Source organism: Prescottella defluvii (genome assembly GCF_000738775.1).
GTDB lineage: Bacteria > Actinomycetota > Actinomycetes > Mycobacteriales > Mycobacteriaceae > Prescottella > Prescottella defluvii.
Genome location: NZ_JPOC01000048.1, coordinates 40,170 through 53,910, shown reverse-complemented (window position 1 = coordinate 53,910; position 13,741 = coordinate 40,170). Strand labels below are relative to the sequence as shown.

Genomic DNA, 13,741 nt, shown 5'->3' with positions numbered 1-13,741 from the left:
GAGCCCGCCTGCGGTGCGCCCCCGCCATCCCCCAGGCCGCTGTCGGCACCGCGCCCGAGCGACGAGATTGGTGGTTGCGACATCACCTCGACCCAGGGAGGGCGTCATGAGCGTCAGGCGCAACACCGACGACAACCACGGCCGCCGCCGCGTCGTGCAGTCCGAGGACGGAGTAGCGCTCGCGGTGGTCGAGTACGGGCCGGCCGACGCACCGGTCACCGCGGTGTTCGTGCACGGACACTGCCTGCACTCCCATTCGTGGGCACGTCTGCGCTCACATCTGGTCCGCGAGTGGGGTCCGTCCGTGCGGATGGTCTTCTACGATCACCGCGGCCACGGGGCCTCGGGCAGCGCGCCCGCCCACACGTACACGGTCGACCAATTGGGACGCGACCTCGATGCGGTGATCCGGAAGGCCGTCCCGACCGGTCCCATCGTCCTGGTGGGCCACTCGATGGGTGGGATGACGGCCCTCGCCTACACCCGTCAGCACCCGGAGACCGTGGGCGACCGGATCGTCGGGGTGGGACTGCTCTCGACGGTGGCAGGCGACATCGCCCGCTCGGGCCTGGGCCGGTTCCTGCGGCACCCGCTGGTCTCCGCGTTCCAGTTCGGTGTCGAGCACATGCCGCGGCTGAGCCAGCGCCTGATCAGCCTCGTCCTCGACAACCCCACGTCGGTGGTCACGATGTACGGCTTCCTGCGGTCGTTCGTCGGATTCGACGAGTCCCGCTCCCTCGCCGGACTGGCCGCGATCCCGTCGCTGGTCCTCGGCGGCACCGCCGACATGGTCACGCCGTTCGAGCACTCCGTCGCGATCGCGTCGAATCTCCCGTCCGCCGAACTGGTTCGGCTCGGCGGCGCGGGACACTCGGTGATCCTCGACCAGGCATGCGAGGTCGCGCACGCGCTGGTGCGACTCGTCGACCGGGCGGCAGCGCACAACGCGGGGCGTCAGCCCACGGAGCACGCCCTCGTGTCGGCGGCCGCCGCGGCGTGATCGGGCGCCGCCGCGTCGGCGACGGCGCACGCGGCCTCGGTGCCGGCGCCGCGACCGATCTCGACGGTGAACGTCGTGTGCCAGCGGGCGAGTCGGTCGGGATCCCAGCCCAGGAGCGCACGGTCCGCGAGCAGTTGCTCGCACACGCCGCGGGAGATCCGGATCCGCGCACTCGCGACGGCGCCGACCCGTTCGAGGATGTCTCCCGGAAGCAGCGTCCTCGACGTGGTCCGGTAGTGCGCCCACGTGGCCTCGAGGACATCGGATTCGGAACATTCCCCGAGCAACTCGGACCAGTAGTACTCACCCGGTTCGTCCGGGACCGGCACCTGCTCGACGCCGGCGCGAATCCGGAGCACCTCGCGGCACGTGTACACGTCGACGGTCTTGACCGGGTTCACGGCGCACTCGCCCGAACAGTGGCCGCGACGACCGATTCGACCGCCAGAAGGGCGATCTCGCCCTCGGCGAGCTTGCCCCCGGACGAGCGCGGGAGTTCGTCGGCGACGGAATCATATGTTGCCCAGCCTGTTCCGCCAGCCGGCGTAATGTACGCGTCCCCGTCTGGTGTTCGGGTTGCCTGCTCGCGCACGATACGGTGCAGCGGCTCGGTCCCGAACCATCCGGACTCCACGTGACGACTGATGCGCTCGGGGGCGGTGACGCTCATCTCGATCTCCTTGTCCGGGGACGACCACGTCCCCGCGGGTACTGACTTCGCTAACATTCAGAACTCAGGTGACGGCTCCGGGCAGGATCCGTCGGCAACCGGAAGGAAGTGGCGCGGTGCCCCAGCAGGGACCGGGCAGCAAGCCCGCAGTCGATCCGAGCAGTCTCCGCTGGCGCAGGCTGGCCGAGATGGTCGCCGACCAGATCCGCGAGCGCATCCTCCGCGGCGACCTCGCCGAGGGCGACCTCCTGCCCAAGGAGGCCGAACTGCGCGAGCAGTATCCGGTCAACGTCCAGTCACTGCGCGAGGCGCTGCGGATCCTCGAGGCGGAGGGCCTGGTGAAGGTCCGTCGCGGCAACCGGGGTGGAGCGGTGGTCCACCGCCCCACCCCCGGCAACGTCGCGTACAGCCTCTCGATGGTCCTCGCGATGTCGGGCACCGACATCGACGACGTGGGCCGCGCCCTCCACGAGATCGAACCCATGTGCGCCGCTCTGTGTGCCGAACGTGAGGACCGCGCCACCGAGGTGGTGCCGGTCCTGCGCGCGCTGCACGAGGAGTCGCTCGCCAACGTCGACGACCTCGTCGTCGCGACCACGCTGTCGCGACGTTTCCACGAGGCCGTCGTCCAACACTGCGGCAACCGGTCGCTGATCGTGCTCGCCGGCGCCCTCGAGTCGCTGTGGTCGAGTCACGTCACCGACTGGGCCAACCGGCGGGCCGATCCCGGGACGATTCCCCGGACCGAACGCTCCCAGGCCCTGGCCGTCCACGGCCAGATCCTGCAGTGCATCGAGGACGGCGACGCCGCATCGGCGCGAGTGATCGCCGCACGCCACCTGCGGGACGTCGGGTCCTACCCGCACGACCCGGACCGCCCGCACGTCCCACTCGATCCGGCCGTGGCACGGGACCGTCTCTTCTTCGGCTGACGAGATCCGGTCAGAAGCTGTTCGGATCGTCGATCACGCTCTGCGGCACCGGATGCCGGTACAGCTTGGATGCGTTCTCCCACGTGACCTTGCGCAGCTCGTCGGCGGAGAGCCCCTTCATGGACTCGTTCACGACCTCCATCGTGCGCGGCCACAGGCTGTCGCTGTGCGGGTAGTCCTCCTCCAGGAGGATGTGGTCGACGCCGATGCGGTCACGCAGCACCATCGTGGAGGGATCCTCGACGGCGCAGAACCAGAAGTTCCGCTTGAGCACGTCAGCCGGCGAGATGTCGATGCCGTCCCACGTGCCGTACATCGACGAGTACGTCGCCATGTGATCGAGGCGGTCGAGAAGTGCCGGTACCCAGCCGATTCCACCCTCGGACATCACGATCTTGATGTTCGGGAAACGGACCGGGATCTTCGAGAACAGCCAGTCGACGGTCGCGAACATCGCGTAGCCGAAGAACAGGGTGCCCGCGACGTCCGGCGGTGCATCCTCCGACGTGCTCGGCGACGTGCTGGACGAGCCGATGTGCAGGTTGATGACCGTCTCGGTCTCCTCACACGCCCGCATGATCGGATCCCAGTGACCCGAGTGCACCGACGGCAGCCCCAGCGCGTGCGGGCCCTCGGAGAACGTGACGGCCTTGAAGCCACGCTCGGCGTTGCGATAGATCTCCTGCGCGCCGATCTCCGGGTCGAGGAAGTACGGGATCTGGCAGGGGATGATGCGGTCCGGGTACGGACCCGCCCACTCCTCGAGGTGCCAGTCGTTGTACGCACGGGTGGCCGCGAGTGCTAGTTCCGGGTCACTCGTGCTCAGCTGCAGCCGCTGGCCGGCGAAGCCCGGGAGGAACGACGGAAAGTTCAGGGATGCATACACACCCGACAGGTTCATGTCCTTGACGCGGTGATGGATGTCCCACGATCCGCGGCGCATGTCCTCGAACCGCTGCGGGTCGAATCCCCACTCGTCGACCGGACGTCCGACGACCGCGTTGAAGCCGACGTTCGGGATCTCCTTGCCGTCGTACACCCAGATGTCTGCGCCGTCGCGGTGGATCACCCGGGGCGCACGGTCCGCGAACTTGGCGGGCAGGCGGCCCTCGAAGGTGTTCTTAGGCTCGACGATGTGGTCGTCGACCGAGATGAACGGGAAGGGCCGGTGCGCCTTCTCGGGTTCGGGCAGGAACGTGACCTTGCCCTTGACGTTGGTCGTGAAGTCGGTGTTGTGGATCAGGTCGTCGAGACTGGCCATCGTGCACACTCCTCGAATGCTTGCGGTTCGGCGAATACGGCTGCGCTGCATGCGCAACCGGTCATGAATTCAGATGTCGGTGACTGTCCGTCGAGAACGTCGGGGCCGGCACGGATCAGTTTGCGGACCACGCCGGTGCCGAAACTCTAACTTACAAAAGATAGCAATGTAAGCCCCATCTCATATCGATCCGGAGACAGGCACCGATCCCCCGGAGACGACGAAGCGCTCACCCTCGATCGAGGGTGAGCGCTTGCAGCAGAGCCGTTTTCGTTTCGTGCGAGATCGTCTAGTCGGCGCCGAAGCCGGAGGCCGGTCGGGTGAAGACCTCACGCAGCAGCGGCAGAAAGGTGTCGATCGGCAGCGTGTCGTAGTCGGGGTCGAACGACACCTGATCCCATTCGGCGCAGAAGTGCGCGCACGTGTCGAAATACGGGCTGTCCCGGTAGCGCTCGCGCGTGTTCGGATCCAGTCCCAGCCGATCCCAGTAGTGATAACCCTGGAACACGCCGTGGTGCTTGACGACCCACGTGGCCTCGGCATCCAGATAGGGCGCCACGATCGCCGCAGCAACTTCGGAGTGATTCGCCGGCGCGATGGCGTCCCCGATGTCGTGCATCAGCGCCGCGACCACGAGATCCGTTCGCGCACCCTCGCGCAGCGCCCGAGTCGCGGTCTGCAGCGAGTGCTCGTAGCGGTCCACCCGGTACCCGAGCGTAGGGCCACGCAACGCCTCGAGCATCTCGATCATCGTGTCGGGCAGTCGATCGTTCAGGAATACCTTCGATTCCGCCACGATGAGGGCGATGTCCTCCGGAGTCGATTCGTCCATCCGCGTGAAGCTCACTTGCCGACCACCCGATGCATCGATCGTCATGACGCGAGTCCTTCCACTCGTCGCGGTCGTCTACCGCTGATCCTTTGTATTTTTATATAGAAAGATTCGTGTCCGCGGACAAGATCGTGTCCCGCTGGGCAAGATCGTCCTTCACCGTCGTGAAGAGCAGTTCCAGATGCCGGTCGACGATATCGTCGGGCATTCCCCCGAGACTGCCCCACAGATAGACGTGCTCGACGGGCATCCCCTCGGTGCGTCGCCGGATCTCCGCGGCGGCGTCGGCCGGTGTCGCAACGGTGAGTCCGGGCACGGTTCCGCTCCTGTCGAACTCCGCTGCCAGTTCGGACTCCAGATCGGCCGTGCTGCAGCCGCTCCCACGTTGCTGCTGGTACGTCGACTGCTGATGCGCGAGATGCGGGATCAGGCGCCGCGTCGTCGCCGCCGGATCGTCCGCGACGATGATGTCCAGGACCCCGCCTGTGCGGGCCGCGCCCGCACCGTGGCCGCCCTCGACCAGGCCGGCACGGTAGGGCGCCATCAACGCGGGGTCGAGCGTGAGCAGACCCGCGCCGAGGCGTCCGGCGCGCGCCGCACCGCGCGGGCCCTGGTAGCCGAGCCACATCGGCACCGGACTCTGAACGGGTCCGGGTGTCACACCGCCGTCGCACAACAGGTTCCGCACGGCATCGAACACCGAGTCGGTCACGGCGTAGCGCTTGCCGTGGTCGGATCCGAAGGCCGCGAACTCGTCCTTCGCCCAACCCGCGCCGAGGCCCAACTCCAGGCGCCCGTTCGAAACCAGGTCCACCACCGCGGCCTCCTCCGCGATATGGACGGGATGGCGGTGCGGGGCAAGCAGAATCGCGGTACCGATCCGGATCCGTTCGGTCCGTGCGGCAATCGCGGCCGCGAGCGTCAGCGGCTGCGGGAGATAGCCGTCGTCGAAGAAGTGGTGCTCGGTCATCCACACCGAGTCCGCACCCAACTGCTCGGCCCACGCGACGCGATCCAACGTCTGCCGATAGTGGTCGGCCCACGGCCGTCGCCACCGCGCCGGATTGCGCATGTCCAGGAACATTCCGAGCTTCATGAGGCCGAGAACCTTTCGATCGAGTGACGTTGCCTGCACCGACGCTCAGGCCGACGACAGTCGCAGTTCGTCCACGACACCACGCAGGGCCTGCACTTCACGCCGCAGCTGACCGATTTCGTCCCCCGCGCCCCATTCCCGGGCCGGAGCGGCGTGCACGACCACCTCCGGCGCCGGGGAGCCGGGCGCCCGGGCGGTGATGCCGTCGACGAACAGGTCCACCAGGATCGTCGACAGCATGACGTGGTCGGCCTCGAGCGAGTCGCGGTGCCACCGTGTCGCGGTCCACACGATCTCGCGTAGCAACCGCTGCAGCTGCGCGGACTCGAAGTCCTCTCGAAAACTGCTGTCGGCGATGCCGTTCGCGAGGATCCGCGACCACACCTCCTGCGCCTCGAGAACGCGTGCATCGATGTGCAGGTACCCGGGCAGGGACGGCAGGGCGGCGAACTCCTTGTCGTAGATCTCCGATGCATGCGGGTGGCGCACCGCGACCCGCAGCGAGACGTGGATCAGATCGCGCAGTTGTTCGGGCGGGGCCACGGACCAACGGATCTCGCTCGCGTAACTGCGCGTCAGGTCGTCGAGAAAGGCGATCAGGATCTCCGAGACCAGCTCGTCCTTGGACCCGAAGTAGTGGTACAGGCTGCCCGAGTGCAGCCCCACCTCGTCGGCGATGTCACGCACAGTCGTGGCGGCGACACCGCGCGACGAGAACATCCGGGCGGCACACGCAACGATCTCGGGGCGCCTACCGGGGGTCGTTCGTGGCCGGCTCATCACGCCTGCCCGTCCAGGTCCTGATCGCCCCAGACCTTCGGAGGCCGGGAGAAGACCTCCACGAGCATCGGCATGAAGAACTCGAGCGGCTCCGAATCGTAGTCGGGATCGAACGACTCCTGGTCCCACGCTGCGCAGAAGTGCGCACAGGTCTCGAAGTACGGTGAATCCCGGTACCGGTCACGGCTGTCCGCGGGCACTCCGAGTTTCTCGCCGTAGTGGTACGTCTGGAAGACGCCGTGGTGCTTGACGACCCACACCGCCTCGTCGTCGAGCACCGGACGCAGGATGGCCGCAGCGACCTCGCTGTGATTGTCCGGACACAGGTCGTCGCCGATGTCGTGGAGCAGGGCCGCGACGACGAGGTCCACCCGCGCACCCTCCCGGTGGGCGCGCGTGGCCGACTGCAGGGAGTGCTCGTACCTGTCGACGCGATAGCCGAAGGTGTAGCCCTTCATCGACTCCAGCAGCCGCACAACGGTTCCGAGCCAATGGTCGCGCCGGTGCACGGCGGCCTCGTCACGGATCAACTCCATCTCGGCAACGGTGGCGTCGTCCATCCTGGTGAATCCGACTGTTCGCGGCTCGCGCACGTCTCGTCTCCCATCGTGAGGCCGTGTGGCCCGGGTAACACTATGCAGCAGAACGATACCCGATCAATTGCTTGATCCTGAACCAATCGGGCGATTGACTTCGGCGCGCCCCATGCCCCACCATGACTTTGCAACTCTGGACCGATTCGAGCGGAATCTGCTGCGGTCGAACAGTTCCCACATGCCCATCGCCGCCACCCACGTCCCGGGCCCGGCAACGAACCAGGACTCGACCGGCCGATCGAACTGACGATCTCGCCGGTACGCGCTCCGTCGGCCGACATCCACTGTCTACAGCCGTCGTACAGCGGACTCGCACACCGCTTCGATCGCCAAGCTTCGAATGTCACCCTTCGCCAGCTTGCCCCCCGACGACCTGGGTAGTTCGTCGACGACCACGAGATGCTCGGGATAGAGCTCCTTGGACACCCCCCGGTCGGCCAGATGCCGGGTGAGATCCGCGAGCGTGATCTGCCGGCCGGGGAGGAGGCTGACCACCGCGCACACGCGCTCGCCGAACAGGGGATCGGGCACCGGCACCACACCCGCCAGATCGACCGCGGGATGCGTCTCGACCTCCTGCTCCACCTGCGGCGCGGAGATGTTCTTGCCGCCGCGGATGATGATGTCGGACGTCCTGCCGACGGGCGTGAGATACCCGTCCTCGACGGTCACCAGGTCACCCATGAGCATCCACCCGTCCTTCGTGTACAGCTGGTCGTTTGCCGCGTCGTCGTTGTAGTACCCCGCGCACGTCAGGGGGCCGCGACCACCCGGCTGTCCCGGCCCACCGGTATCGCTCACGTCACGGCCCTCGTCGTCGAACAGTCGCACGTGCATGTCGGGGATGATCCGCCCGGAGGTCTCCAGCCGGCGGTCCCGGTCGTCACCGACTCGGGTGACGCTGAAGGCGCCACTCTCGTTCGAGCCGAAGAACTGCAGAACCGACGCACCGGTTCGGGCCTCGAACTCGGCCGCGCGCGCGGCCGGCACCGCCTCACCACCGGTGAACATGACCCGCAGCGACGACAGGTCGGCCTCCTCCGCCAGGGGCGAGTTGAGAAGCATCCGGAATTGCGTGCTCACGCAACACAACACCGTCACCTTCTCCCGATCGATCATGCGGATCATGGTGTCCACATCGAACTTGGGCAGCACAACGGTGGGTGCGCCGAGCATCGTGGGCGCGTAGTGGGACGTCCACAGACCGAAACCGAACGGCGCCGGAACCGCCCCGAAGAACACCTCGTCGCTCTGCAGTTCGCCGGCACTGATCGCGAGACGACTGAACGCCATCCACCGGTTGTCGAACTGCGTCACGCACTTGGGCAGGCCCGTCGTCCCGGACGTCGAATTCAGCATGGACAGATCGTTCGGTCCGAGACTGCGAGCCGCCACGGTCGACAGCTCCGCGCGACCCGGATCGACGAGGACCGGATCACCGCCACGGACGTCCGCGATCCGGCTCACCCCCGAATCCGACAGGACGACATGGGATCGGAGTTCACACCCACGCCCGATCAGCTCCCGCACCAACAGGTCCGACGGCCGGCCACCGAGCGTGTCGATGCTGACAAGGGTGCGCGCGCCTGTCTTCTGCACGAGATGCGCGATCTCACGAACACCCGCCCGCGCACCGATTCCGACGGCGACCACGCCCGCACGGGCCGTCGCGATCAGGGCCGCGTGGACGAGGTGTGTGTCGGGCAGTTGGACGGCCACGCGCTCGCCCGCCGGGATACCCAGCGCGACAAGTGCGGCGGCGAGATCGTCGGCAATACCATCGTAGGTCGCCCAGCTGGTTCGCCCCGACGGCGTGACGAATGCATCGCGGTCGGGGGTCGCCGCGGCCCGCTCCCGGACGAGCTCGTGCAGCGGCTGCGTCCCCCACCACCCCGCCTCGACATACTCTCGCGCGGTTCCGGCGTCGATCAGACTCACGTGCATTCTCCTCAGCAAGATTTCACTTTCACCGAGCAACCCCGTTGCTCAGCAATGTTCACCCACAACGGTCAGTCGTCGAGCAGGAAGCCCGTCACGACTCGGTTGAATTCCTTCGCGCGTTCCACCTGCGCCCAGTGACCGCAACGCGACATCACGTGCAGGCTCACGTTGGGCATCTGAGAAAACGCGAACAACCCACCGTCATAAGGGTTCACGAGATCTTCGCGCCCCCACAGCAGTAGGGTCTCGTGCTCGATCCGCGAAGCCTCACGCCACAGCTGCCCGCGAACCTGTCCCTCGCCCTCGAGGAAGCTCACCCGCATGCGCTCGAAATTCACCGCCGCCTCGGGACGCTGGGACCGTGCGAAGCGGTCGGCGACCATCTCCTCCGTGACGAAGGAGGTGTCGAAGACCATGCCGTTCATGAAGACCTCCAGCTTCTCCTTCGACGGCCCGGGAGGCGCGGAGAAGTCGTAGAGGCGGGTGTGTCCGAGCGTCGGTTCCGGTGTGAAAAGTCGGGTAGTGAGTCCACCGGGACCCATCAGCGCCAGCCGATCGGCGCGATCCGCGTAGTCGAGGGCGAACCGGGCCGCCACTCCGCCACCCAGCGAGTTGCCGACCAGGTGGGCCTTGTCGATTCCCAGCTTGTCCATGAGCTTCACCAGCGTGCGGGCACTGTGACTGAAGAAGTCCCCGTCGAATTCGCATCCCTGGCTTTCCCCGAAGCCCGGCTGGTCCACGATGATCGTGCGCATGCGCGCCGCGAAGTACGGCAGGTTGTCCTCGAAGTTGGCCCAGCCGGAGACGCCGGGGCCGGCGCCGTGCAGCAGGATCACCACCGGCCCTTCGCCGGCCTCGTGATAGTGGATGTCGAGGCCGTCGACGTCGATGTGGCGGCTGGTGGCCTCGTGACTGAATTCTGAAGCAGACACAGGAACTCCTTGTCCTCGATACGGATTGGTCACGACGCCTCCGGCATAGCGGACCGGTGCCCGGCCGCTGCGGACATGAGCTCGACCTCGCTGACATCTCCGGAGAACTCTGCGACGAGGTGGCCCTCGCGCATGATCAGAATCCGATCGCAGAGACCGATCAGCTCGGGGAGTTCGGAGGAGACGAGCAGCACGGCCATACCTTGATGCGCGGCGGCGTCGATGAGTTTGTAGATGTCCTGCTTGGCACCGATGTCGATGCCGCGGGTCGGTTCGTCGAGCAGCAGTACCCGCGGGTTGTGTACCAGCCACCGGCCGAGCACGATCTTCTGCTGATTCCCGCCCGACAGGGTCGATACCGCGGCGTCCTGGTCGGGCGCCTTGAGCTGGAGCTGATCACGCAGCACCTCCATCAGCGAATCCAGCTCCCGCTCCCGCACCGGCGCCGCCAGGTTGCTCGCGCCGTACTGGACCGCGGCCGCGTTCGCCCGGACGCTCGCCTCCATGGCGAGGCCACGGGTGCGACGGTCCTCGGGCACCAGTCCCAGCCCGGCTGCGATCGCCTGGCGGGGTCGCTGCGCGGGAACCTCGCTGCCGCCGACCTCCACGTGGCCGGCGCGCGGGATCAGACCGTAGATCGACTCCAGCACCTCGGACCGGCCGCTTCCGACCAGGCCGCCGATACCGACGACCTCCCCGGCTCGGACCTCGAGGTCGACCGTGCCACCGAGCCCGGCCGGCTCGAGGTCCCGGGTCCGGAGCGCGATGTCCCCGACCGGCGCGGGGTCCCGCCGGTACTGCGCCTCGACCTTCCGGCCCACCAGGAGCTCGATCAGCTCCGCCTCGGACGTGTCCTCGCAGCGCACCGTCGTGACGAACTGACCGTCACGCAGCACCGTGACCGAGTCGCAGATGGTGAGGATCTCGGGGATGCGATGGCTGATGAAGACCTGTGCGGCCCCCCGTGCGCGGAGGTCGCGCATGACCCCGAAGAGCTTCTCGACGTAGTCCTCGGTGAGCGAGGCGGTGGTCTCGTCGAACCCGACGACCTTGCAGTCCCACGCCAGCACCCGTGCAACCTCGACCATGTGCCGGTCGTCCTGCGAGAGGGTGCCGACCCGCGCCCGGGGGTCCAGGTCCAGTCCGGCGCGCGACAGCACGGCGGCGGCCCGGTCCTCCAGTCGGCGCATCGAGACCCATCCACGGTGCGCGACCCGTCCCAGGGCGAGGTTCTCGGCGACCGAAAGTTCCTCGCACAGCATCGGATCCTGCATCACCACGCCGACCCCCGCGGTCAGTCGCGCATGGGCGTCGCCGGCGCCGAGGAGCGTGCCGTCGACACGTACCTCCCCGTCGTCCGGGACGACCTGACCGGAGATGATCTTCATCGCGGTGCTCTTGCCGGAACCGTTCTCCCCGATCAGGCCGCGTACCTCGCCCGGCCGGACGTCGAAGCTGAGCCCTGCCAGGGCCGTGGTCCCGCCGTAGGTCTTGCGCACACCCGCAACGCTCAGCCCGGCACTGCCGGCGGCATCGATGTCTTGTGGGCTCATGACCGCGCCTTCGAGCGGATCCGATCCACCGCCACCGCGACGATCAGCACGATGCCGGTGACCATGCCCTGCCAGAACATCTGGACGTCCATGAGGTTGAGCACGTTGGCCAGGAGCGAGACGAACACGACGCCGATGAACGTGCCGACGAAGGTACTCCGGCCACCCATGAACGAGGAGCCACCCAACAGCACTGCGGCGATCACCTGCAGTTCCATGCCGGTGCCGATGGCGGGAGACGCCGCCTGGATCCGGCCGGCCATCACCACCGCCGCGACCCCGACGAACACGCCGTTGAGGGCGAACGCCAGGATCTGCACCCTTTCGACGGGTATCCCGGCGATGCGCGCGGCGTCGGCGTTTCCGCCGACGGCGAGCAGCGATCTGCCCAGCGTGGTGAACCGCATCAACGCGATGGAACCGAGCAGGAGCAGCACCGCCAGTGCCACGGGCACGGAAACCGGTCCGATGGAGCCGTCACCGAGCCAGGCGACGAAGTCGAATCCCGGTCGGTCGTAGAGCTGCACCGAGTTTCCGTCGGTGCCCAACTGGGCGGCCGCCCGGAAGATCGACATGGTGCCGAGCGTCACCACCATGAAGAAGAGCTGGAACTTCGCGATCAGGAACCCGTTCACCAGACCACCCAGCGCGGCCGAGGCGATCACCACGCCGAGAACCGCGATCGGTACGGGCACACCGGCATTCATGAAACCGAGCAGGATGACCGTGTTGAGTGCCAGCAACGATCCCAACGACAGGTCGATCATGCCGGTGGTGATCACGAACGTGGTACCGATCGCGAGCAGCAGCGGCACCACCGCGCCTCGCAGCACATTGTTCAGATTCGAGTAGGTCAGGAAGAAGTCGTTCGACAGGGCCATGAACGCGAACATCACGACCACGAGCACCGCGATCCCGGTCCACGGCGGTGCGGCCCGGAACCTCTCCGCGAACGTTCGGGGCGTCGCGGCGGTCGTGCCGGGCGCCGAGGGCGCCTTACGGCTGAGGAGACTGGTCACCGTATCCCCCGTCACTTCGCCAGAGCAGCACAACGCTGCTCGGCGCTCGGGAGTTCGGCGTCGGCCTTGGTGTAGACCTGGTACGGGATCGCCTGGAACTCGACGGTCTCGCCGGCATCGATCCGCGCGGCCTGCACGCTGGCCTGGTGGGCCAGGGCGAACAGGTCAACGCCGAACGTCGCGTCGATGTCGCCGGCCCGCACCGCGGCGAGAGTGTCGGTGTCGCTGTCGATCGACGTCACCACGAGGTCCACTCCCTGGCTCCGGCCGGCCAGGAACGCGCCTCGCGCCATCGCACCGTTCTGGGCGAAGACCGCCTGCACGCCCCGGTTGGCCGTGAGGACGTCCTCCATCTTCTTCTGGGCTTCCTGCGTGGTGATCTTGTCCATGTTGGCCTCGGTCACGACGGTGAGCCCGGCCGCGGCGGCCGCCTGCCGGAAACCGGCTGCGCGGTCGTCCGACATCACCTGCCCGGGCGGTGGCGAGAGCAGAACGACGTTTTTGACCTCGGGATGTTCCTTGACGAGATAGTCGACGACCATGGCCGGCACGCCCTGGTCGTCCGGTGCCACATGAGCCGACGCGTTGGTCGCGAACTCGCCGTCGGCGTTCGGGGAGACCGAATCGATGACCGCGATGCCGGCCGACTTGGCGCGGTCGTACGCCGGACGCAGCGCGGCCGAGTCGACCGGCATGACGAAGACGCCGTCCACCTTGCCGCTGCGCGCAACCAGGCTGTCCATGTCGTTGATCTGCTTGTTGACGTCGCCGTCCGCAGTGGTCACCAACGGCGCATCCAGGCCGTTCTGGTCGGCGTAGCACGACAGGCCTGCCACGAACTCGTCGACCGGGCCCCCACCGGAGAACCCGTTGGAGAAGGCCATACGTGCGGCGCCGTCGGAGCCGCCGGAGGCGGAGGCAGCCGAGTCGCCGCCGCAGGCGGTGAGGCCGAGAGCCAGGGCCGCCAACGCGGCAGTGGCCGAGACGACACGGGAGGTGGGGGTGATGCGCAGCATCTGTCCTCCAAGGGAGCGGGCAGCCGGGCTGCCGGAACATGGGTAGGGGGAACCCGGTCGCCCACCGATGTGGGGTGGGCGACCGGGTCGGGAGATCAGTTGGATGAACTTGG

The 13,741-nt window shown here is 67.4% G+C and carries 14 protein-coding genes; 2 read left to right on the top strand and 12 right to left on the bottom strand.

The genetic code is table 11. The features are described 5' to 3' along the window. The first annotated feature begins 106 nt into the window (after positions 1 to 106). Positions 107 to 1,000 (top strand): alpha/beta fold hydrolase, encoded by an 894-nt coding sequence (locus tag IJ15_RS0117670; protein WP_031939674.1) that lies wholly within the window; start codon positions 107 to 109, stop codon positions 998 to 1,000. Here the strand turns inward: IJ15_RS0117670 and IJ15_RS0117665 are convergent. Both IJ15_RS0117665 and IJ15_RS26730 read right to left on the bottom strand, forming a co-directional pair. Beyond that, positions 955 to 1,401, bottom strand: a complete 447-nt coding sequence (locus IJ15_RS0117665) for a hypothetical protein (protein WP_031939673.1) — start codon at positions 1,399 to 1,401, stop codon at positions 955 to 957. The genes IJ15_RS0117670 and IJ15_RS0117665 overlap by 46 nt on opposite strands. After that, on the bottom strand, positions 1,398 to 1,670 hold the full coding sequence (locus IJ15_RS26730) for a hypothetical protein (protein WP_031939672.1): 273 nt from the start codon (positions 1,668 to 1,670) through the stop codon (positions 1,398 to 1,400). The genes IJ15_RS0117665 and IJ15_RS26730 overlap by 4 nt, the downstream gene beginning before the upstream one ends. Before the next feature lie 116 nt (positions 1,671 to 1,786). On the opposite strand from IJ15_RS26730, the gene IJ15_RS0117655 reads away from it, so the two are divergent. Beyond that, a complete protein-coding gene (locus IJ15_RS0117655; protein ID WP_031939671.1) occupies positions 1,787 to 2,602 on the top strand; it encodes a FadR/GntR family transcriptional regulator in 816 nt (271 codons plus the stop codon). A gap of 10 nt (positions 2,603 to 2,612) precedes the next feature. Here IJ15_RS0117655 and IJ15_RS0117650 read toward each other — a convergent pair whose 3' ends face one another. The 10 genes from IJ15_RS0117650 to IJ15_RS0117605 form a co-directional block, all read right to left on the bottom strand. After that, a complete protein-coding gene (locus IJ15_RS0117650) occupies positions 2,613 to 3,863 on the bottom strand; it encodes an amidohydrolase family protein (RefSeq protein ID WP_031939670.1) in 1,251 nt (416 codons plus the stop codon). Between the two features lie 289 nt (positions 3,864 to 4,152). Then, on the bottom strand, positions 4,153 to 4,740 hold the full coding sequence (locus IJ15_RS0117645; protein ID WP_031939669.1) for an HD domain-containing protein: 588 nt from the start codon (positions 4,738 to 4,740) through the stop codon (positions 4,153 to 4,155). A 52-nt stretch (positions 4,741 to 4,792) separates the two neighbouring features. After that, positions 4,793 to 5,791: an LLM class flavin-dependent oxidoreductase gene (locus IJ15_RS0117640; RefSeq protein ID WP_051919122.1), complete on the bottom strand. Its 999-nt coding sequence runs from the start codon at positions 5,789 to 5,791 to the stop codon at positions 4,793 to 4,795. A gap of 45 nt (positions 5,792 to 5,836) precedes the next feature. After that, positions 5,837 to 6,571 (bottom strand): TetR/AcrR family transcriptional regulator, encoded by a 735-nt coding sequence (locus tag IJ15_RS0117635; protein ID WP_031939667.1) that lies wholly within the window; start codon positions 6,569 to 6,571, stop codon positions 5,837 to 5,839. Continuing rightward, a complete protein-coding gene (locus IJ15_RS0117630) occupies positions 6,571 to 7,164 on the bottom strand; it encodes an HD domain-containing protein (RefSeq protein WP_031939666.1) in 594 nt (197 codons plus the stop codon). Before IJ15_RS0117630 ends, IJ15_RS0117635 begins: the two co-directional genes overlap by 1 nt. A 291-nt stretch (positions 7,165 to 7,455) precedes the next feature. Then, complete coding sequence (locus tag IJ15_RS0117625) at positions 7,456 to 9,105, bottom strand: class I adenylate-forming enzyme family protein (RefSeq protein WP_031939665.1); 1,650 nt, start codon at positions 9,103 to 9,105, stop codon at positions 7,456 to 7,458. 71 nt (positions 9,106 to 9,176) lie between these two features. Further along, positions 9,177 to 10,040 (bottom strand): alpha/beta fold hydrolase, encoded by an 864-nt coding sequence (locus IJ15_RS0117620; protein ID WP_051919115.1) that lies wholly within the window; start codon positions 10,038 to 10,040, stop codon positions 9,177 to 9,179. A gap of 29 nt (positions 10,041 to 10,069) precedes the next feature. Beyond that, entirely contained in the window at positions 10,070 to 11,593 is a 1,524-nt protein-coding gene (locus IJ15_RS0117615) for a sugar ABC transporter ATP-binding protein (RefSeq protein WP_081880791.1), read from the bottom strand. Beyond that, positions 11,590 to 12,612, bottom strand: coding sequence for an ABC transporter permease (locus IJ15_RS0117610; RefSeq protein WP_156112136.1), 1,023 nt, complete (start codon positions 12,610 to 12,612; stop codon positions 11,590 to 11,592). The genes IJ15_RS0117615 and IJ15_RS0117610 overlap by 4 nt, the downstream gene beginning before the upstream one ends. Before the next feature lie 11 nt (positions 12,613 to 12,623). Further along, entirely contained in the window at positions 12,624 to 13,628 is a 1,005-nt protein-coding gene (locus IJ15_RS0117605) for a sugar ABC transporter substrate-binding protein (protein WP_031939661.1), read from the bottom strand. Positions 13,629 to 13,741: the final 113 nt, after the last annotated feature.

Coding starts and splice junctions, on each gene's coding strand:
- IJ15_RS0117670 (WP_031939674.1), top strand. CDS start 107: ATGAGCGTCAGGCGCAACACCGACGACAACCACGGCCGCCGCCGCGTC.
- IJ15_RS26730 (WP_031939672.1), bottom strand. CDS start 1,670: ATGAGCGTCACCGCCCCCGAGCGCATCAGTCGTCACGTGGAGTCCGGA.
- IJ15_RS0117650 (WP_031939670.1), bottom strand. CDS start 3,863: ATGGCCAGTCTCGACGACCTGATCCACAACACCGACTTCACGACCAAC.
- IJ15_RS0117645 (WP_031939669.1), bottom strand. CDS start 4,740: ATGACGATCGATGCATCGGGTGGTCGGCAAGTGAGCTTCACGCGGATG.
- IJ15_RS0117640 (WP_051919122.1), bottom strand. CDS start 5,791: ATGAAGCTCGGAATGTTCCTGGACATGCGCAATCCGGCGCGGTGGCGA.
- IJ15_RS0117635 (WP_031939667.1), bottom strand. CDS start 6,571: ATGAGCCGGCCACGAACGACCCCCGGTAGGCGCCCCGAGATCGTTGCG.
- IJ15_RS0117615 (WP_081880791.1), bottom strand. CDS start 11,593: ATGAGCCCACAAGACATCGATGCCGCCGGCAGTGCCGGGCTGAGCGTT.
- IJ15_RS0117605 (WP_031939661.1), bottom strand. CDS start 13,628: ATGCTGCGCATCACCCCCACCTCCCGTGTCGTCTCGGCCACTGCCGCG.